The organism is Herbiconiux liukaitaii (genome assembly GCF_041927495.1).
Classification (GTDB): Bacteria; Actinomycetota; Actinomycetes; order Actinomycetales; family Microbacteriaceae; genus Herbiconiux; species Herbiconiux liukaitaii.
In genome coordinates this window covers 47,249-66,941 of the sequence record NZ_JBHFHG010000009.1, presented here as the reverse complement: position 1 = coordinate 66,941, position 19,693 = coordinate 47,249, and the positions used below count along the sequence as shown (strand labels likewise).

14 protein-coding genes and 1 pseudogene are annotated in these 19,693 nt (G+C 63.5%); 6 read left to right on the top strand and 9 right to left on the bottom strand.

Going from position 1 to position 19,693, the window contains the following annotated elements:
* The first annotated feature begins 68 nt into the window (after nucleotides 1-68).
* Nucleotides 69-209, top strand: coding sequence for a hypothetical protein (locus ACEXQC_RS18800; RefSeq protein WP_374825824.1), 141 nt, complete (start codon nucleotides 69-71; stop codon nucleotides 207-209).
* 428 nt (nucleotides 210-637) lie between these two features.
* Nucleotides 638-1,931: pseudogene (locus ACEXQC_RS18795) on the top strand (pyridoxal phosphate-dependent decarboxylase family protein).
* Nucleotides 1,932-2,042: 111 nt separating this feature from the next.
* Here ACEXQC_RS18795 and ACEXQC_RS18790 read toward each other — a convergent pair.
* Together ACEXQC_RS18790 and ACEXQC_RS18785 are read right to left on the bottom strand one after the other, a co-directional pair.
* Nucleotides 2,043-5,999: a cell wall-binding repeat-containing protein gene (locus tag ACEXQC_RS18790; protein WP_374825822.1), complete on the bottom strand. Its 3,957-nt coding sequence runs from the start codon at nucleotides 5,997-5,999 to the stop codon at nucleotides 2,043-2,045.
* A gap of 49 nt (nucleotides 6,000-6,048) precedes the next feature.
* Complete coding sequence (locus tag ACEXQC_RS18785; protein ID WP_374825820.1) at nucleotides 6,049-8,814, bottom strand: cell wall-binding repeat-containing protein; 2,766 nt, start codon at nucleotides 8,812-8,814, stop codon at nucleotides 6,049-6,051.
* Nucleotides 8,815-9,059: 245 nt separating this feature from the next.
* On the opposite strand from ACEXQC_RS18785, the gene ACEXQC_RS18780 reads away from it, so the two are divergent.
* Together ACEXQC_RS18780 and ACEXQC_RS18775 are read left to right on the top strand one after the other, a co-directional pair.
* On the top strand, nucleotides 9,060-9,527 hold the full coding sequence (locus ACEXQC_RS18780; protein ID WP_374825818.1) for an Lrp/AsnC family transcriptional regulator: 468 nt from the start codon (nucleotides 9,060-9,062) through the stop codon (nucleotides 9,525-9,527).
* Nucleotides 9,528-10,017: 490 nt separating this feature from the next.
* Complete coding sequence (locus tag ACEXQC_RS18775; RefSeq protein WP_374825816.1) at nucleotides 10,018-11,178, top strand: MBL fold metallo-hydrolase; 1,161 nt, start codon at nucleotides 10,018-10,020, stop codon at nucleotides 11,176-11,178.
* Nucleotides 11,179-11,541: 363 nt separating this feature from the next.
* On the opposite strand, the gene ACEXQC_RS18770 is transcribed toward ACEXQC_RS18775, so the two are convergent.
* A complete protein-coding gene (locus tag ACEXQC_RS18770; RefSeq protein WP_374825814.1) occupies nucleotides 11,542-12,258 on the bottom strand; it encodes a DNA-processing protein DprA in 717 nt (238 codons plus the stop codon).
* Between the two features lie 277 nt (nucleotides 12,259-12,535).
* Complete coding sequence (locus ACEXQC_RS18765; RefSeq protein ID WP_374825812.1) at nucleotides 12,536-12,955, bottom strand: single-stranded DNA-binding protein; 420 nt, start codon at nucleotides 12,953-12,955, stop codon at nucleotides 12,536-12,538.
* Between the two features lie 347 nt (nucleotides 12,956-13,302).
* Between ACEXQC_RS18765 and ACEXQC_RS18760 the strand changes: the two genes are divergently transcribed.
* Both ACEXQC_RS18760 and ACEXQC_RS18755 read left to right on the top strand, forming a co-directional pair.
* A complete protein-coding gene (locus ACEXQC_RS18760) occupies nucleotides 13,303-14,337 on the top strand; it encodes a PDDEXK nuclease domain-containing protein (RefSeq protein WP_374825810.1) in 1,035 nt (344 codons plus the stop codon).
* Between the two features lie 1,019 nt (nucleotides 14,338-15,356).
* Nucleotides 15,357-16,313: a ParA family protein gene (locus ACEXQC_RS18755; protein ID WP_374825808.1), complete on the top strand. Its 957-nt coding sequence runs from the start codon at nucleotides 15,357-15,359 to the stop codon at nucleotides 16,311-16,313.
* On the opposite strand, the gene ACEXQC_RS18750 is transcribed toward ACEXQC_RS18755, so the two are convergent.
* From ACEXQC_RS18750 to ACEXQC_RS18730, 5 genes are all read right to left on the bottom strand, one after another.
* Nucleotides 16,243-17,856, bottom strand: coding sequence for an ArdC-like ssDNA-binding domain-containing protein (locus ACEXQC_RS18750; protein WP_374825806.1), 1,614 nt, complete (start codon nucleotides 17,854-17,856; stop codon nucleotides 16,243-16,245). The genes ACEXQC_RS18755 and ACEXQC_RS18750 overlap by 71 nt on opposite strands.
* A gap of 368 nt (nucleotides 17,857-18,224) precedes the next feature.
* Entirely contained in the window at nucleotides 18,225-18,674 is a 450-nt protein-coding gene (locus ACEXQC_RS18745; RefSeq protein ID WP_374825804.1) for a hypothetical protein, read from the bottom strand.
* 78 nt (nucleotides 18,675-18,752) lie between these two features.
* Nucleotides 18,753-19,184 carry a DUF3846 domain-containing protein gene (locus ACEXQC_RS18740; protein ID WP_374825802.1) on the bottom strand — a complete coding sequence of 144 codons (432 nt, stop codon included), beginning with the start codon at nucleotides 19,182-19,184 and terminating at the stop codon, nucleotides 18,753-18,755.
* A 10-nt stretch (nucleotides 19,185-19,194) separates the two neighbouring features.
* A complete protein-coding gene (locus tag ACEXQC_RS18735; RefSeq protein ID WP_374825800.1) occupies nucleotides 19,195-19,419 on the bottom strand; it encodes a hypothetical protein in 225 nt (74 codons plus the stop codon).
* Between the two features lie 8 nt (nucleotides 19,420-19,427).
* On the bottom strand, nucleotides 19,428-19,667 hold the full coding sequence (locus ACEXQC_RS18730) for a hypothetical protein (RefSeq protein WP_374825798.1): 240 nt from the start codon (nucleotides 19,665-19,667) through the stop codon (nucleotides 19,428-19,430).
* Nucleotides 19,668-19,693: the final 26 nt, after the last annotated feature.

Sequence of the window (19,693 nt, the reverse complement as noted above, 5' to 3'; positions counted from 1 at the left end):
CGACCGAAAGGGGGCGCACAATGAGCGCCACTCCCCCAGAGCCCGGCACCCCTCAGCCGGTCTAAATCATGCAGCCGGTTTACCTGGCGCCCCCGGCCCGCGGCAAGAGCCTGTGGTCAATGTGGCTCGGCATCCTGTCGCTGTTCGTCGGGTTCTCGATCCTGCCGCCCGTGCTCGGCTTCGTGCTGGGCCTGGTCGCTCAGAAATAAGAGCCGGCCGGCCGCGGCCCGGCGATAACCGGCAGCATCATGAACGGCCTAGTTCTGCTCTGCCTCGTGCTCGGCGCGAGGGCCATAGTGCTGGTGCTGGTGCTGGTGCTGGTGCTCGCCAACATGGGGCAGGACTACGGCCCCACGAACCCCTGACAACCGCTTTCGGTGGCGTCGGGCTGGCGCCGGGGCTCTGGCCCTGGCTGCGCCGGCTTCGTCCCAGCTGAGCGCCACATCCACGCCTCGGCCACTCCCCCGCCGAACATCGGGAACCGAACCAGCACAACCCGGTCGTTGAACGCGGCTGCTTCACCCTCTACCTAGGCCTGCCCGCTCAGCGTGCCATCTGGCCGACGAGCGCCACCCGTGCCCACCTTGTTGGCGCCGTCAAGGCTCGACCGAGCCACCTTGAAGATGAGCTCCACGTAATCCGGCCGAGAACCGTGACATCGTCGAACGGGTTCTCGACTACTCTCGCCAACGATTGCTGACGGAGGGCACGCCCCTCGACCGGCCGCAGTCGTCCGCCGAGCTCGACCGTCTCGCCGGCACCACGATCACCGAAAGGGGGATTGGTGGAGCGGCGGCGCTGTCGATCTTCCAGCATGTGCTGGCGCCCGCGTGCATCTCGACCGACGACCCGCGCTACCCCTCCTTCATACCTAGCGCGCCCTCTAAAGCGGCGGCAGCCTTCGACGTCGTCGTGTCGGCCAATGCGCTCTACGGCGGCTCGTGGCTCGAGGGTGCGGGCGCTGTACACCCGAAAACGAGGTGCTCCGCTGGTTGGCAAGAGAGTTCGGCCTTCCGGCGGAAGCCGGCGGAGTCTTCGTGCAAGGGAGAACGCTCGGCAACCTGTCGGCGCTGGTCACCGCTCGCGAGTCGGCCCGAGCGGCACTTGCGGCGAGTGGCGGAGACGCTCCCGTCCGGTGGAGGGTGGTCTGCAGCGCCGAAGCGCACTCATCGATCGCTTCTGCGGCCCGGGTGATGGATGTCGAGGCCGTGGCAGTACTCGCAGACTCGGACGGCGTGCTGAGCGGCCGCGCGGTGGAGGAGGCGATCGCGACGTACGGGGCCAGTGTCTTCGCTGTGGTCGCTACTGCAGGCACCACCAATTTCGGCATTGTCGACGACATTGACTCCATAGCCCAGGTGACGGCGCAGCACGGTGTGTGGCTTCACGTCGATGGATCGTACGGTCTCTCCGCGATGCTCTCCCATACGGCGAAGCCCCGGTTCCTCGGTGTAGAACGCGCCGACTCCGTCGTGGTCGACCCGCACAAGTGGCTGTTCGCTCCGTTCGATTTGTGCGTCCTGATCTACCGCGATCCCCAACAGGGCCGTCGTGCACACACGCAGCATGCCGACTATCTCGATACCCTCACCGGTGCCGATGAGTGGAACCCCTCTGACTTCGCCGCACATCTCACGCGCCGCGCACGCGGACTGCCTCTGTGGTTCTCCCTCGCGACCTACGGCGCCCAGGCCTACCGCGATGCGATCTTGAGCTCACTTGATCTCGCGCAGCGGATCGCCGTCGTCGTCTTCGAACGAGTCGGTTGGGAAAAGGCGGACTACGCGGCGTGGTCGAATCGGCTGCTCGAAGAGCAGCTCGCCTTCGTCACGCCGAGCGCCCACCATGGCCGCACCAATGCTCGGTTCGCCATCCTCAACCCTCGTACCACGATGGCCGACCTCATCCTGATTCTCGACACCTTGCGATGACGTGCGGCGACATGACGACACCGACGGGTAGGTCGATATCGTTGCCGCCATGCACATGAGAACGGGCGCCAGGTTTACCGACCTGGCGCCCGTTCTCATTGGGGTGTGTCGCTACGGGGAGCAGCTCACCAGGTTCTCTACAGCCGCGCTCAGCGTGGCTTCTCCACCGAGGAGGGTGATCTGCTCGGCCCCCAGCGAAGTGATCTGCGCCAGCGTCTCCGCCGGTATGCAGGTGCCTTGAACAGTGAACAGCGGGGCGCCCCTGCGTGGGCCGAACGCCGAGCCCGATAGGGCGTCCGGGAAGTTCGCGCCGGTCGCGAGCAATACATTCTTAGCGCTCGATACGAAGTGGTCGTTGATCGCTCTTGACGCCGCGAACCTGTCCGCGCCGCCCAGACGCACGGTCTCGGCGATCACCGCCGCATCCGTCTGGATGCCCGCTGAGACCGACGCAGTACCACCTGCCACCGCGACTTCATCCACGCCGAGGTCGGCCAGCAGCGACTTCGTCGCTGAATCCAATCCGGTCGCGCCACCGTCGACCAGGATGACCGGGCCTCGACCAGCGACCGCCGCACCCGCGGAGAGGGCGTCGGGGAAGTTCAGGCCAGTAGCCAGAACCGCCACCTCAGCGCCGTCGGGGAAAGCATGCTTCGCAATGTTCCGCGACGCCTCGAACCGGTCGGCTCCACCAATGCGAGTCACCGTTCCGAGCTTCGCGAGCTCGGCCTCGACACTCGCGCTGATGGTCTTCGGCCCACCCACGATCACGATGTCCGCAGCACCCAACCGCTGGATCTCGGCCTTGACCGACGCCGGAAGAGAACCCGACGTCGCCAGGAGAATCGGCGCACCCGCCACCGACGCCGCCGATGCGGCGGACAGGGCATCAGGGAACACCTCCCCCGATGCCACATACACCATGTCAGACCCGTCAGCCCAGCCCGCCTTCGACGTGTTCACCGACACGTCAAACCGATCGGCACCGGCGATGCGATCCACCTCGAGTTCGGGCTGCGGCTCCGTGTCGCGCACGATCGAGATGCGGTACCCCTTCTCCGTGGTGTGATCCTGGGCCAGGGACCGGAGCACGATGGTCGGTGAACTTCCCGCGGCGAGGGCAACAGTACGGCTGATGGTGTCGTCGATGAGAATGCCGTCGACATAGATCAAGCCGCTTTCGACCGCCGGGTCGGCATCCAAAGCCATCGAGGTGGCGTCGTGGGGCACCGTGACTGTGTAGTCGTACACGCCATCCACGAGCGCAGGGGCCAACGATCCACCGTCGACCTGGAGCGCCGACAGGTCGGCGTCCGTTCCGTAGCCGGTTGTGGTGTACAGGCCGAAAACACCTCCGACGTTGCTTACGCCCGTGCCCTGGAAGCGCACGGTCACGACCGGGATCTTCTCGCCGTTCGCGTCGAGCACGTAGGCGCCATTCTGGTCGCGCTTATAGCTGTCGCGCGATTCGATGTCGGCCAGCACTGCGGCGGGAATCTCGTCGTACTGGACGTAGAACGTGTCGGAACCCGCTGCGTTGCTGACACGTTGTGTCTTCAGTTTGGCGTCGTTGAGGTAGACGTCAAAAGTGCGCCCATCGTCGCCGCCGTAGTAGCGCACGCCGAGGTAGTTCGTCGGAGCATCCGGATCGACCTTCATGTCCCATTGGAAGAACGCATCCGCTGCCCACTCGCCGTCGCGGTACTGCGTACCGCGCCACACGCCCCAGCCTGACTTGTTGTACTTGACGTTCTTCTCCGCCTCAACCGGTCCATTGTCGAAGTCAGTCAGCGAGTCGGTAGTGGTCTGTTCGGTGCGGAGTTCCTCCTTGTCGCGGAGAATGAGGGCCTGAGCCTCCGGTGAGTCCGGTTCTGCCACAGTCAGGTCAGCGGCGGACACTGTGAAGAAATAGTTGTCTACCGCCTCAATCTTGAACCGTGCCTTGGTGGTCGCTGTGAGGGGGAGAGTGACAGTCTCGCTTCCGTCGTTCGTGGTCGAGTCCAAGAGAACGACCGGGAAGGTCCTGCCCCCGTCGGTCGACATGCTCACCCGCACCATCGGAGCCAGCTCGGGCTTGTCCGTGGCGTTGACGGCCCAGGTCACGTCCACCGTCTGGCCGATGGTGAGTGACTCGGCCGGGTCCCCGAGACTGGTGAACTGGAGCGGTCCGGCTTCACGGTCCACACCGATGCGCACATCGGCCGTGGCAATCGCACCGCCATCGGCTCGCTGGTCGCGGGCCGTGACCCGGAAGTCCATACCGCCGACACCGTTGCCCTCGTAGGCGGCGGTTGGGAGAAACTCCGAGTAACAATCCCTCTGCTCGAACCAGCTCCACCCGGAGTCGCAGCCTCCTGTGTGCGCGTTCGTGGTGCCCCGAAGGACCTGCTCCATGTCGGGGAACACTCGCGTACCAGCTGTTCCAGCGCTGTTCTGACCGCCGGAGTAGTAGGAATGCGCCTGGCCCCAGTCCAGATCAGCAGACTTACCGAATACGCGGAAAAGTGGGCCGTTCACCTTGTTCGCATCGAAGACATTGCGCTTGAAGTCACCGGTGTTCCGCTGCTCCCAGGAGTAGGTCAGCACATCGCCGGGGGTGTCGGAACCGACGGCCGTGAGTGAGAACGGGGTGCGACTCGGGATCGTCTTCGAAGTCGGAGCCGTGACCACCGGCACCGAGTTCCCCGACTCATTGGTTGCGCCGACCCAGTAGATGTGACTCTGGATCTGCTCGATGCTCGTGCTGGAGAAGTACGGGTCGGTGTTGGACTGGAGGTTGTTGTTGCCGCAGATGCCCGCGTACCCCATGACGGTCGACCCTGAACCGGGCTCCACCGCGGTGTCCCATGCTTCATAGGAGCAGTTGTTGAACGAGTGCCCCGCACCGAACTGGTGCCCGAGCTCATGCGCGACGTAGTCGACAGCCCACATGTCGCCCACCGGCTGGTCGAGCATCGAGCACCCGCGACCTTTCCAATAGTCCACACCGGCTGACGCGAAGGTTCCGAGGCCGTTCGCGGGGCCCACCATCATGAGGTGGCCCACATCGTAATTGGCATCTCCGATCAGACGCTGGATGACGCCGGCTGCTCCGTCAATTGCGTTTTGGTTGCAGTCGTCGAAGGCCCATGGCGGCAGGCAAGGGTCATCACCACAAGGCCCCGAGGGCCCGAAGGCCTTGTCCCACGTGTCGAAGTTGAGCTTGTCGGTGTCGTTCACCAGCAGGAGTCGCACACCGAGGTCGTCGTTGTAGATCTGAGCGACGCGGTTCATCGCTGTGACCTTCGCGGCGAGAACGTTCCCGGTACCGAAGTACTGGGCGTAGTCGATGTCGTTCATCATGGCCGCCCGGATAGTCCGAGAGGAGCTGGGCACACCGCGCGCCTCCGGGGTCAGACCCTCCGGCACCGTCAGGTCGGCACCCTCTTCGGGCTCGATGAGCTGCATGTCGTCCCTCTGGGCCGAGCGACCGTAGGAGGCGTAAGTGCTCATCGTGCCAGCATCGATCGGATCGACGTACCAGGCCTCGGTCGAGTTGTCGCCGCTTCGCACAGATGCGCTGAATCCCAGCGGGGTGATACCAGCACGCACGGTCACCGATGGATCGCCCGACGCGTGCCCCGCGAAGGTCCTGATCTCCGGATGAGCCGCAGCGAGCTCGGCTTCCATGACGGTCGATTCGGTCACGTCGAAGTTGACGAGAACACCGTCGGGATTCGGGATGGTCAGGGTGCGGGTCTCCGGGCCGGTGGTCTCCGGGTTTGTGGAGAAGGCGTGAAAGCTCGCGTCAGCATCCGTTCCCAGCAAGGCAGTCGACATCGCTCCGAGATCGAGGTCGTACCCTCGCACGCCATCGCTGCCGACGATGCCGAGCGATGATGTGTCCACTCCGTCGACCGATTCCCAGAGCGCATCTGGTTCGGCGCTGCTGCTCGGCGCCACGGGCGCGGCCGATGCGGCGCTTGCTGTTGCAATCGGCACAAGGGCGGAAGCCGCCAGGGCTACGACGAGGGCGATCGAGGCCCCACGTCTGCGCGGCTCTCGGCCGCGCGCGTCAGTGGTGTCCATGTTCTTCTTTCTGTGAGCAAGAGGTGAAGTGAGAGCGGGGAACGAACAGTCAGGGGGTGCAGGTCGTCAGGTTCTCGACGGCCGCGCTCAGGGTCGCGGTACCGCCCAGGAGGGTGATCTTCGTTGCACCCAGGCTCTTTATCTGGGCCAGGGTCGCGGCCGGGATGCAATCTGGCGTCACCGTGAAGAGCGGGGCATCGATGCTCGGTCCGTACGCCGAGCCCGAGAGAGCGTCGGGGAACGTCTGTCCGGTGGCGAGCAGCACATGGTCTGCCTCGGAGAAGAGGTAGGCGTTGATGCTCCGGGATGTTTCGTACCGGTCGGCACCACCCAGTCGAACCGTTGGGGCGATCGACTGGGCGGTAGTCTCGATCCCTGCGGATACCGACGCGGGGCCGCCGGCGATCGCGATGGACTTCACATCGAGATCTGTCAGCAGCTGTTTCGTCGCTGCATCCAGCGTGGGTTCGGTTCCGTTCACCAGGATGACCGGGCCGTTGCCGTCGATCGCCGCTCCTGCAGACAAGGCGTCGGCGAATGTGGTGCCTGCTACGAGGACCGCGGTGGGGGTTCCGTCAGGGAACGCCGCTTTCGCGATGTTCCTAGAGGCCTCGAAGCGGTCTGCGCCACCGATTCGGGTGACCGTTCCCAGTGCCTTAAGGGTTGTTTCGACCGTGGTGGACACAGTTGCAGGACCGCCGACTATGACGATTTTCGACGCGCCTAGGCGCGTGATCTCCGCCGCCACAGAGGCGGGCAGTTCATCCTTTGTCGTCAACAGGATCGGCGCTCCCGCGGTCGCGGCAGCGGGAGCCGCTGACAGCGCGTCCGGGAACACAGCCCCCGATGCCACGTACACCGTGGACGCACCGGCCGGGAACCCGGCCTTTGAAGTGTTCACAGATACCTCGTACCGGTCTGCGCCTGCGATCCGGTTCACCTCGAGACCCGGAGCCGGAGGCGCTTCGGACGTCGTGAAGGTGACGACAGCAGGATCCACCTGCGATCCGAGCTGGGTAGAGACCGCCGTGATCTCGATGTCGGCGTTGGAGGAATCGGCGCGGACGGTGAACGGAAGGGTGAGTTGAGCGTTCTCTCCGGGTTGCAACGCAGGAATTGTCCACACCGGGGTTGAGCCCTCGACCGAGACACCTGTCGGCAGGGGTTCGGGCAGAGTGACGTGCTGCAGCAGCGCGGCAGATTCGAGTGAGACGTTGGAGTTCTCTAGTGCCACCTGTCCGACGTTCTGCACCGAGAGTTCGAGAGCGCCGGTGTCGCCCGCGTCGAGCTCTTTGCCCTCGACATCGCTCACGAGACTCACGGCGTACTCGGCAGGCCAGGCCGGCTTACCGCCGCTGTAGACCCAATCATCGAAGAAGGCGCTCAGATCCCGGCCTGAGACCTCCTCCGCGAGCGCGACGAAGTCGGCTGTCGTCACCGACCCCCCGCCGAATCGATGTACCCATTCCGCGAAGAGCCGATCGAAGTCATCGTGCCCGATTGCAACCAGGAGCGCATTCAGGGCGTAGTTGCTGCGGGTGTACACCTGCCACCCGTAAAGGTCGGCGGGGTTGGTCCACCCGGCACTTGGCAGGTTCCATCTGCCGTCGCCAGCTGAGATGTCCCGCCAGCTGGCGAAGTGGGTGTCTTCGACAGGCAGGTCGGTCGCCCCGGTGTCGGAGTTGTAGTAGTCGGTGTAGAACTCCGCTCCACCTTCGTTCAGCCAGATGTTCGAGAAGTTCGCGGGGCTCACGGAGTTGCCGAGCCACTGATGCACGAGCTCATGGATCAGGGTGTCCTGGTCTACGGTCCATGGAAAGTACGGCCGTTCCTGGGTCTCGAGCGCATAGTTCGCCGCCGGGTCCACAATGACACCGATACTCGAGCCCGGGTATGGGCCGAGCTTGGACTCGAGCCAGTCGAGGATGGGCTTGAACTGGGACCGCTGCCCGTTCGCCTGATCCTTGACCCACTGGGGTAGACCGGAGTCTAGGAACGTCCACTCCTTCAGAACGGTCCCGCTGGCGAGTTCGACGTCACCCTCAAGCACGTCGAAGTTGCCGATTGACAGGGCGATCAGTTCCGGAGCTGTGGGCGTCTGGACGCTCCAGTTCCAGGTCGTGGTGCCGTCAGCCGGATTGCTTTCCCGGCTGTCCAGACTGCCGACGCTGGCAGCACTCAGAGGACCGGTCTCGTTCGCATCGGGTGTCGTGACGTGCAACGCATAGGTCGCCTTGTCGGCGGGAGTGTTGTTGTTGGGGAACCACGTTCGGGACCCCAGGGGCTGGCCGAGGGCGCTCACGCCGTCGGGGGTCTGCATCCAGCCCTCCTGCGATCCGTCTGCGTCGCGTGTGATCTCTGGGGCGCCGGAGTACGACACTGTCACGACGAAGTCGCCGGTCACCGGGGTCGACGGGATGATGCGGAGCTTGTGCGTGTCGGTGCCGTAGTCGATGTTGCGGGTCCACCCTGCGGGTGCTCCGTCGACGCTGACAGCGTTCACCGCCAGCCCTTGCAGATCCAGGGAAAAGGAAATCAGTTCCTCTTCGGTCAATGCTTCGATGGTCGTCGTGGCGCTGATCGCGTTCTTCGCGTAGTAGTCGAGGTCGATGTCATAGTGACTGACCTCGTATTCCGACGTGCCACTGTTCGGGAAGACATCGGCGATCTCGGGCTCGGGAACGGCCCCGGATGCCGCATCAGTGCCGAGCGGTGCAGCGAACGTCGCTAATCCGACGCCTAGCGCAACGACCAGACCGGCAAGTTTTGGGATGCCGCGCCGTTCGACCGATGCGGGGATGGTGGAGGTATTCACGGGAAGTCCTTCGGAGGTAGTGAATGTCGTCATCGCCGCTCTGAGACACGCGCCCAGGCTGGCGAAACCGAATGTAGGGAGCCATTGTTTCGTTCCCGTTTCCCCCGCCACCCTTTTGCTGTTTCAACATCGGAGGGCGGCGAAGTGAAGCTCATTAGCCAGTCAGTTTGACGATCTGTGACGAAATTTCGCCGCAACTGATGGCCATTTATGCGCTCATGCCGGGTGATCCCTAATCTGGTGAAATGGATGACCTCGACCACCTGATTGTGGCTGCGCTGAAGGACAACGGCCGGCTCTCGTACTCAGAGATCGGGCGACAACTTCGCCAGCCCGCCTCCACGGTCAAACGACGAGTAGAACTAATGCAAAGTGCCGGCGACATCACCGGATTCACCGTGCTCACCCGCGCCGATGGCCCCTTCAAAGGAACCGAAGCCGTGATCGAAATCTACTGTCGCGGGAATGTCAGCACAGCCGACCTCACCGCGCTGCTGTCCGGGCTCCCGGGAGTTACCCTCGCGGTTTCGGTTGCTGGCGTTGCGGACGCATTCGCATTCGTGCAGGCGAAAGACAATGACTCACTTGGAGAGGCTATTGAGCGGCTTCGAGCATCCCCTCGCATCGAGCGCACGAGGACGTCGGTCGTGCTGGACAAACTGGACGGGGCAGACCCGCTCTCCGTTCGAGCCGGACACGTACTAAAGGCATAAGAACGCCCTACTCAGACCCCGATCGACATCGTCACAGGACGCTTTCGGAGCGGCACGAGCTGCTGGCGCTCCGGGCGCCATCGCATAGTCTCGGTTGGTAGTCGGCCAAGCTGCCGCGGGTGCACCCGTCTTCCTGTCTGCGGGTGAGGACATCCGCCCCCAGACGCTGCAGCCTGGCGTGCCACCCTGGGTTGGTGGCTTCACTGACCTGGATCGCCTCGGCACACTGGACCCATGACGCGGAAGCACCAGAAGCACACAGGAATGGACTATCAGCCTCCCAAACCGGTGCGCCTGGATGTGTCGCTTGCCGGTTAGCAATTTGACTGCATGCGTTAGACAGATGCCTATCAGACCCCGCTATCGAAATGAGGCGGGTGCACCTTGGGTTGACTTGCAATCTTTTGACGCCTTAGCCAATCTCCGCCAGGTCTCAGCCCACATGCCCGCCATACTTAGTGCACACAGAGACGGCCAGGAGTGTGCCCAGTTGCGAATTGAGACGATCAATGTCGGAGACGGAGCATGCGCCGTAGCCAGTGACACCGATGAAACCACGGATCTCACAATGATTGACTGCGGGCGTTGGCGACGAGGAGATCGTGTCGCCGCCAGCCGCGCCGCGAATTATCTTGGAGAGCGTCTTGGTGAAGTCACCACCCTCGTTGTCACACACTTCGATCGCGACCACTGGGGCGGCCTTCTAGAGTTGGCGGCAACCCACGCGACCCTTCGCCCCAACAACTCGCCGCCCGTCGAGATCCGTATTCCCGGCATGCCGGATACCTTCGCCGCGGACCTTCGTGCCGGCATGCTCGCGCTGATCTCGAGCCGAGACGGTACCCCGGTGAATGCCATGGAGCTCCTCGACGCATGGCAGGCGACCAACATCGGAGTGCGTCAGACCGTGCACTACGCCGGGGACGAATTCGAAGCCAACGGCCTCGAATGGAAGGTGCTCTGGCCACCTCACCAGATCCCCCCTGAAATGGGTAGCCGAATCACAACCTGGCTCCAGGATCTCAACCAACTCGCACACGAGATGGAGTCCGCCGGCCATGGCAAACTGCTAAACGACCTGCGCAGGGCCTACGCCGAGGTCGAAAGGTTCGACACCGCAGTCGACCGAAAAGAACCCTGCCCAGACGCGCCGACCTGGTCGTCGCTGCCCGAGACGCGGATTGCCGAGCACACCGCCGACGACCACCCGCGACTGGACGCAGCCGAACCTGTACCTGCAGACACGGAGTTCGTTTCGGCTCCAGCGGCATTCAAGAAAGACCTCGCGAAGCTCGCCGCGCGGATGGGCGCCCTCGACAACGCGCTGAGCCTCGTGATTGCCACCAAGGTGGGGGACTTCATCAACTTCGGCGACATCGAAGGCGACGCGCTCGAAGCTCTGCTCCTGTCAGGAAAGGTCGAGTCTGAGTATCCCGTGATGTTCGCCCCGCACCATGGAACCCATGAGGCTCCTTATCTTCTCCCGAAGTCCGGCGTGTGCATCTCGCAGAACGGCACCGATCACCACAAGAAGAACCTTAATCATCGCAGAACGCATGCTAATTACGGCCGCTGCATCAGCACCTGGGACCGCGGGAATATTGATCTGGAAACGGACTGGCGGGGAGTTCGGCGCAATCCCTGGTGGTAGCTAGAACTAGATGGAGCAGGGCTTGGGTCGCGTCAGAGGCATTTGTGAGGACACCTCATAGACCAAGGTAGCCAGGTGCCGAGGACTTCTCCGACCTGGGCGGCGCCCTCGGGCGACGAATAGTCGAACTGAAATGTGGTCGCCGTCCTCTGGCGAGGTCAGGGGTTCTGACCCGCCTTGGTCAGCGACCGGCTCCGCCTCCGTCAGAACTCCGGCAGGCTCGTGAGGTTGTTGTCCATTCTCCGTCGGCGTGCGTTCGGAGATACTTAGGCAACGCATTCACCACGCCCACGTTCAGTCATCTTGAACTGGAGCCGACGTAGACCTTGTTGCCTTTCTGGACTCAGCGACCAGTGCGGCTTATCACTTGACCCGGAATCGGTTGATCCGATCTGCTTGTAACTGGTGATAGTGAGCTCCCGGTTTTGCGCACTGTCGGTGGTTCCTTGCGCTGTCCGCGTGCGATGCCGCGTTCAGTGATCCGGACCAACTCCCGGCCTCGACAATGACGACCTGGTCGCCGAGGGCTGCTATGACTCGGTTCCGTGCGAGGAACCGCCACTTCGTCGGAGCGGTCGTGGGCGGCAGCACACTGATGACCACTCCCCCGTTCGTTGCGACTCGGGTGATGAGGTCGTGATGCCCGGCCGGGTACGGCCGGTCCACTCCACCAGCGAGAACGACGACGGGCGTTCCACCGCTTACAAGTGTGGCGCGGGTCGCCGTCCCGTCGAGACCGTAGGCTGCACGGGTGATGATCACGTGCCCGTCCGCGACGACGTCGCTGGTCAGATTCATTGCGACGTGCTCGCCGTACTTTGTGGCGGCGCGGGAGCCTGAGATCGCGGTGGCATGTTCGGCGGTCAGCGCCTCGAGGTTCCCGCGGCACCACAGGAGGAGCGGGGCAGTGTCACCCAATGGCACAAGACGTGTCGGCCAGCCCGCATCCTCCGGGGTGAGGATGGCGAAGCCGTGCTTACCGGTGAGCTCGAGGCGGCGAGCAACCCGGCCCTGGTAATACTGGGCTCCCGCAAGGCTCGCGAGCCGATCTGGAACGTCGCCGTTCGATGGGTTGAACACGAGAGCGAGAGCGCGACCGGGCCGTGCGTGTGGATGAGGGCTCCCGCATCGGGGTCCCCGGGTTCGACGATGACCGACCAGGCAACGCGTGCGATCGCGGCATGGCTGTAAGTCACAGTCGTGCTGCTGGCGCGGCGGATGGCTTCGACCGCGTTGTGTTCGAGTGGCGGGCGTGTGGGAAGTCCGGTTCGGACGATTCGGACGGGGTTCTGTTTGGTCGACATAGGGTTCCGCTCGATGATGGGGAGGGGGCGCCTCCGGGCCCCCTCGAGTGCTTCTAGAACGGGCCCGTTCCGCTGGTGGAGTCGGCGGGGGCGACCTGCTCGGCGGTGTCACCGGCGCGTGGGGTCCGGATGTAGGCGGTGGTGCCCCAGCTGAGGTCGTGCCCGATGGCGTCGGCATCGATCTCGACGTTGGTGCCGCTCTTGTCGCCGTCTTCCCATGCGCGCACCCGGAGCTTCCCAGTGACGATGACTCGCTCGCCCCGGCGGAGGCTGCTCGTCACCCCGATCGCGAGCTGACGGAATGCGCTGACCGAGTACCAGTTGGTTCCTGTCTCGACCCACTTTGCGGCGTCGGGGTCGTAGTGGCCCTGGGCGGATGCGACCCGGAAGTTCGACACATCCAGGCCCGCCTGAGTGACGATGTGGCGGGGGTCGGTGGCGAGGATCCCGGTGATGGTGATGGTGTCCGACATGATCTGTTCTCCCTCTGGTTGGCTGATCGTTTTTCTGTGCGTCTCCGCGGGAAGATCCCTTGAGAGCGGGAGTGTCGAAGTGCCGGGACGTGGAATACCGGACCAGGCGAAGCCGGGGAGGATATCCCGCGAAAGCCCGGCACGTAGACGCGGAAGCGAACTAGGGTCTCCACCCGGAGATGTAAAGAAGCCCCAGAAGGACTGCCGCCGGCGACGCCGGCGTCCGCTCGGTATCGCTCCGTCGACGCCGTCACCATGAGGTTTGCGCGATCGCCCAAGCGGTCGCTCGATCACGTCTCGGGAGTCGCTTCTCAATTCGGGTGTGTGGCGGCGGTAGGCTCCCCCTGATGACCCCACAGCCGCTTGTCCCAGACGATTACCGCTCCGTTCTCGACGAGCTGAAGTCCCAGGTTCGCAGCGCTCGAATGCAGGCGCAGCGCCGGGTCAACAAAGGGTTGGTGCAGCTGTATTGGTCGATCGGTCGCACGATCGACTCCCGGCAAGTGGACGGTTCGTGGGGTACGGGCGTCCTGCAGAGGATCGCGGATGACCTTCGTGCGGAGTTCCCGGAGATGAAGGGGTTTTCTCGCTCGAATCTGCAGTACATGCGCACTCTTGCTCAAGACTGGCCCGAGGAAGCCTCAATTCGCCAACAAGCTGTTGGCAATTTGCCGTGGGGACACATCACTGTCCTCATCGACAAGCTGCAGGACCGTGGATCGCGCGATTGGTACGCCGCGCGCGCGGTGGAGCATGGTTGGTCTCGGAACGTGTTGATGAACCAGATCATGAACCGAACCCTGGAGCGAACGGGCGCGGCCGCAACGAATTTCGCCGGGCAGCTCGCACCTGCCGACTCCGATCTCGCGCTGCAGCTCGCCAAGGACCCCTACGTCTTCGACTTCCTGGACCTCACATCCGATGTCGCGGAGCGAGAGCTTGAACAGGCGCTGATGGACCGGATTGTCGACACGCTGCGCGAGCTTGGAGCTGGCTTTGCGTTCGTGGGCCGGCAGGTGCATTTCGATGTCGGCGGCGACGACTTCTACCTCGACCTTTTGTTCTTCCACGTCGAGCAGCTGCGCTATGTGGTCGTTGAACTCAAGACCGGCAAGTTCCAGCCGGAGTACGCGGGGAAGCTCGGCTTCTACGTCGCTCTCGTCGATGACCGCCTGCGACGCGAAGCCCACGCACCAACGGTAGGGATTCTGATCTGCGGTAGTGGTAACGAACACACCGTCCGCTACTCGCTCGGCCGCACAGAATCGCCGATGGCGGTGTCCACCTACACATACGAGTCGCTCCCGGCAAGCGAGCAGGCCGTCCTCCCGAACGCCGCCCAACTTGCGGCAGCGTTGGAACGGGAAGTCGAAGAGAACTGAATACAGCTCAATATGCCAACAGGTTGTTGGCATACTGAGGCGAGAGGTCCAAGTGGGTCAGAAATACGCAACCGGTGGAAGTCAGTGAGCACCGTAGCCTGAATCCTTGACAGAACCGGTAAGTGCGGACGCGATCCGAGAAGAGCTCCGTTCCTCCCGCCGACGGCTCTGCAGGCTTGGCGATGAAGGCCGGATCGTTATGTCCCAGAACAGCTGGAATATTGACTGACGCGACTCGGCCATGGCGATGGAGACCGCTACGGCGGCCCCAGAGCTGGCCAAAGCGGCGGTGCTCTGGGTGCATTCGCTCCCACGTCCCGACGGCGGCCCTCCCCCATCGCAAACTAGGACTTCGTTCCCGATGGCGAGCCTCGAATTTGATAATGACGAGATCGACCATGCAACGGCGTTACCGAATGCGGAAGTAGGCTTCAAGCTCATTCCGTAGCCGACGGCTCGACGCCGGCCTCGTCTGCTCATTCTGGGCTACCCGATAGAACGCATTCGAATGGATGGGTGTGTGGACTACCTCCGGTAGCTCACCGCGAGCAGTCCCCCACGCAACGAACGAATGTTCGATTCTCGCCCAATCCCCTTGAGCGTGCGATCTACAGACATGCTCGTGGTTACCGATTTCCACGACCGTCTTGGCGGCCTCTGGCGGTACTCAGGGTCGATTTGACCGTTGATCTGGGCCAGTCACCCATTGAGCCCTCTGTTCGTCCATTCTGAGCGAATTCCGCGCCAGAATGCGGTGACTTTTGTGGGTCGTCCTTTGGTTTTAATACTGGTATTTATGGGTTTGCTGGTGTTGCTGGTTTCGATTGCATATATGGCTTTTCGGGCAATACTGTGAACACCAGCATTTCGTACGAAGATTGACCGGTTTATCGTTGCTCCTGCATGGGCGGAGTGCAACGTGTGTCGAGCTTGAAACACCACAATTGCAAGCATTGCTTGCTAATCTGGTTTTACCTGGATCGCCAGAAACACTTGCAATACTTGTTTAGGAGACTGTCGTGGCTGAGATAGACCGGAGCGTTCTGCAACGCACCGTTGCCGTCATCAACAACAAGGGCGGTGTCGGCAAAACGACCCTGACCACGAACGTTGGTGGTCTCCTAGCGGCATCTGGATGGCGGGTTCTGATCGTCGACCTGGACCACCAGGGCAACGCCGGACTGGATCTTGGGTATCGGAACACGGACAAGGATGATGACGGCGCGAATCTACTGAAAGCGCTGATCATGAACGAGCAGCTGCACCCGGTCGAGGTGCGACCGAATTTGGATGTCGTCGTGGGAGGCAGCCTGCTCGAGAACGCGAACGGTCCGCAGCCGGCCTCGGCGTCGAAGAGGGGAGATGCCCGCCTATCGGTCGCGCGGGCGCTGGAACCTATCGCCGGCGATTACGACATCATCTTGCTCGATTGCCCACCGAGCAGTGATGTGATTCAGTCTGCCGCTGTGGCGGCGGCCCGCTACGTCCTGGTTCCGGTAAAGACGGACCGGGCGAGCCTGGAGGGCCTGGCTCTGACAGCGAACCGCCTCAGCGCCATCTATCAGCTGAATCCGGACATTGACCTGCTTGGCATTGTGCTCTTCTCATCGACGACGTCAGCGGTGAAGGTGCGCGAAGAGTTCATCGGTCAGATCGTCGAAGTGCTGGTCAGCGATGATGCGGGTTCTGAGGAGCGGGACGCGGCCAAGAAGTCGATCTTCGACAATTTCGTCCGTAATGCGGAGGCGGTGGCGAACTCGGCGCGAAACAAGGGCGTTCTTGTGCACGAACTGGATGAGCAGGTGCGGAAGGCCGACAAGTGGTGGGTGTCGCTCCGTAAGGGAGAGCCGGCGAAGCGGGTGGGACCTGCGTCCTCGAAGAGTGTTGCTGATGACCTGCAGGCCATCACGCAGGAGCTGGTGGCCCGGTTGACCGAGCTTGAAGCTGAGGCTGTAGCGGAGGAAGCGAATGTCTGATGATGCGTCCCGTTTTGTTGGCGGCCCGCCTCCGCCACCGCGCAAGGCGCGTGGTCTGACCCGGGCCTCCCGGCCTGCGGTTGCCGTGCAACCCGAGCCGGAGAGCATCCAGGCGATCGAGTCCGCGCCGGTACCCGCTCAGTCGACCTACGAAGCTGAGTCTGAGCAAACTGCGGCCGTCGAGCCTCTCGAAACTCAACCGGTTGCGAGCGTTCCGACGGCACCAATCATTCCTCACCCTCCGGTTGCTGGGCAGCAGCCTGCCGGTGTGCAGAGGTCGGCAGGGGAGGATTTCGATGCTCCGGAGCCCCGACGACACAAGATCAAGGTCACGTTTGAGCTCGACTCGGATCTGCGGATGCGAGCTCGGACGATGTTCAAACTGACAGGCGAGGATGAGGGCGACGTGTCCTTCGGTGGAATGCTCGCGACACTCATCGAGAACGAGTGCATCCGCCGGGAGCGTGTGTACAACGGGGGCCGTCCGTTCGAGGGGACGGACCGAAAGCTTCGTCCGGGCCGCCCCTTGGGCTGACCTGGAGGACAGAGTGCCGCCCGCGGCGGCTCCGCTAGCCTGCGCCCACCAGGGCCAGCATGTGAGGTTCTGCTGGCCCTGGTGGGCGCAGGGGATCAGTTGGGTTCTGTCGGCTCGGGGTTGCCGGTGAGGGGCTTCTGCGAGGGTGTGGGCTGGTAGTAGTACTCGGCTGGCGGTGGTTCGGATGGTGTCGGCGTCGCAGTTGCTCCAGCCGGCGACGTAGCCAATGCTGTATGCGCTGGTGTCGAGGCCGAGGAGCCCGGTGGCGATGTAGGCGCCGCTCTCGGCTTCGGTCTCGGCGGTTCCGCGGTGCTCTATGAGGGTTCCTTGATCCTGGTCGGTGTGGAGGAGGATGTGCCCGGCTTCGTGGAGGATGGTTTTGGCGGCTTGGGCGGGGGAGAGGTTGGCGTCAACGACGACGCGGGTGCTTCCGCCGCGGGTGGTGAATCCGTTGACCTCGCCGGGGATCGCTTCGAGGGTCACTGTCCATCCGATTGACGTCAGGTAGTCGGCGGTGGCGTCGAAGATGCCTGCCGGGTCGCCGCCGGTGAGCCGGTGGCCCAGTTCGGCGGGGTCGGGCTGTGTGGGGTCGATGAGGTCGGTTCGTGCCCGGTCGAACACGGACAGGATGGGGAAGTAGGTGAGGGTCTTTTCGCCGTTCTCGCTTGGTTCGGCTTGCTCGCCTTCGCCTGAGTCGTCACTGCTGAGTTTCTTCTGCCGGAATCCGAAGATCCGGATGCCGCGTTCTCCTTTGCGCACCTGTCGTCCGAGTTGCTGCCACTTGCGGAATCCGGCTACGTGGGTACCGGTGGGGGACTGGGTGAGGATCAGGACGAGGTTGTTGAACGAGTACTGATGGAACGCCTGGACGAAAGTCAGGAACAGCTCCCATTCGCCGCTGTCGCTCAGTTTTTCGATTTCGGTCACGATCGATGCCTGCAGCTCTTGGGCTTGGGCGCGACGCTCCTCGGGGGATGTGCGGAGCCCGCCGTTCTTGACCTTGCGCATTGCATTCTCCTCTCAAACACCCCTCACGTTTCTTTGCCGTGAAGGCGGTTTACCGCCGCTAGGGCGAGCTGGCCGGAGTGCAAGCGACCGTGGAATACCGGGGGGCGCAGCGAGGGAGGATATGCCGCGAAAGCGCTTGTACGGAGGTTGGCCGACCGTATGCTGCCGAAGGCTTCACGGCAAAGAATTAGTCATCTCCGATGGCAACAGTCGGCCGGTGCGCCGGTCGTCTTTTAGCCGGCGCGGGCTCCGTCCCGTGCCGGCGGCGATCTGAGCTGGACCGGGCGCACGCAAACGCGACCAGCGTCCCTTGAGGAGCACGGCGCGCTGGTCGTCGCGCTCAGTCGGTAGGTGGGCGGTCGCCTTGGCTAGTCAAGTACCTCGCAGTCGAGGCAGATCGGGGCGAGTACGGTTCCGCCGAAACGATGCAACATGCCGTTCGACGGACAGAAGAGCTTCCGGGTTCGCACTTGCACCAGACCCTGGGCTTCCCACGTTTCATTTTGGGTCAGCTCACCCGCGTGCTCGTGGTCGGGATTCTCGTGAAGGTCCCATTCGATGCGCTCCCACGCGAGCACGATGAGGTAGGCGTGCGCATACTCGTCGCCGTAGTCCTCGAACTCACCGGCACCGGGCTTCCCGTAGCCGGTACCGCGGTCGGGGAGGTTGCAGGAGTCGGTGACGTACCGGTAGGTGGTGGCCTGGTCGGGAAGGTCCGTCGGGAGCATCCATTCTTCACGGATGCAATGGGCTTGGATCAGGTCGACAGCGGCCACGACCTTCGGGGGGAGCGGGATGGTGGGCGGTTCAGTGGTCATGGGGCCCTCCTCGGGGCTGGTGGTGTGCGGGTGGAGGGTGCGGGGCCGGCCTCCGTGGCGGCCCCGCACCTAGGCGGGTCAGATCGACCGGAGCATGGCGATGATCGGCAGGAACGCCGGATGCACGCTCAGCGTGGCCACCACGGCGTCGACGACCTCGGGGGAGGGGTTCTGACCGATGGTGTCGGTGACGGCCTGAGCCTGCTCGTCGCTGAGTCCCTGGGTGTCGCCGTCGTCGTCGGCGGTCAGCGCGAGGGCGGAGCCGAACAGGGCGGCGGGGTGGCCGAGCGCGTGGGCGATGATCGTCAGCGGCAGGTTAAACGGCGCCCCGTTGATCGCGCCCTCATCGTCCACGTACAGGTCGATGCCGTCGCGGCAGCGCACCACGTCGAAGTTTCGTGCGTCGATCGCTTGCTGGATCGCCTTCCATGTCTGGTCGGCGGACACGGTGACCTGCTGCAGCTGGTCGGCTCCGATCAGGATGCCCCGGTGGGTGTCGGTGGTGGTCATGATGTCTCTCCTAGTGGTCGAAAGTGGTGGGTTCGGCGACGGTGTAGCCGGGGAAGATTCCGTCGGCCATCAGCGCGAGCTCCTCGATCGCCGAGTTCATGGCGTCGTGCTGGTCGAACGGAATGACGCCGTTCTCCCAGCCCTCGCCGTGCTGCTTGTCGAGCCATTTGGAAGCCAGCTCGACGTCGGTTGAGCCGGCGATGGTGTCGCCGTCTGGCGTGGTGAGGATCAGCACGGCGTCTCCTAGTTCTCGGAGAGGGTGTATCCGCGGGTGCCCACTAAGCAAGCCCGGGCCGTGGGGTTCGTCTTGATTGCCGCCCAAGCCTCGGGGGACACGACGTAGGCCGGGTCGCCGTCGTCGTCCGTGAACGCGACGGCGGTGCGCGCGTCGAGCACGGCTCCGGTCACGGGGCAGGTGATGATCCGCCCGACGAGATAGGCGACCATCTGGCCGCGCACGATGTTTTCAAGTGTGGTGCTCATGGGTTCTCTCTCACTCGACCGATTTT

Bases quoted from the DNA above. Each gene is read 5' to 3' on its own strand.
- ACEXQC_RS18800 (WP_374825824.1), top strand. From the start codon at position 69: ATGCAGCCGGTTTACCTGGCGCCCCCGGCCCGCGGCAAGAGCCTGTGG.
- ACEXQC_RS18790 (WP_374825822.1), bottom strand. From the start codon at position 5,999: ATGGACACCACTGACGCGCGCGGCCGAGAGCCGCGCAGACGTGGGGCC.
- ACEXQC_RS18780 (WP_374825818.1), top strand. From the start codon at position 9,060: ATGGATGACCTCGACCACCTGATTGTGGCTGCGCTGAAGGACAACGGC.
- ACEXQC_RS18765 (WP_374825812.1), bottom strand. From the start codon at position 12,955: ATGTCGGACACCATCACCATCACCGGGATCCTCGCCACCGACCCCCGC.
- ACEXQC_RS18760 (WP_374825810.1), top strand. From the start codon at position 13,303: ATGACCCCACAGCCGCTTGTCCCAGACGATTACCGCTCCGTTCTCGAC.
- ACEXQC_RS18750 (WP_374825806.1), bottom strand. From the start codon at position 17,856: ATGCGCAAGGTCAAGAACGGCGGGCTCCGCACATCCCCCGAGGAGCGT.
- ACEXQC_RS18745 (WP_374825804.1), bottom strand. From the start codon at position 18,674: ATGACCACTGAACCGCCCACCATCCCGCTCCCCCCGAAGGTCGTGGCC.
- ACEXQC_RS18740 (WP_374825802.1), bottom strand. From the start codon at position 19,184: ATGACCACCACCGACACCCACCGGGGCATCCTGATCGGAGCCGACCAG.
- ACEXQC_RS18730 (WP_374825798.1), bottom strand. From the start codon at position 19,667: ATGAGCACCACACTTGAAAACATCGTGCGCGGCCAGATGGTCGCCTAT.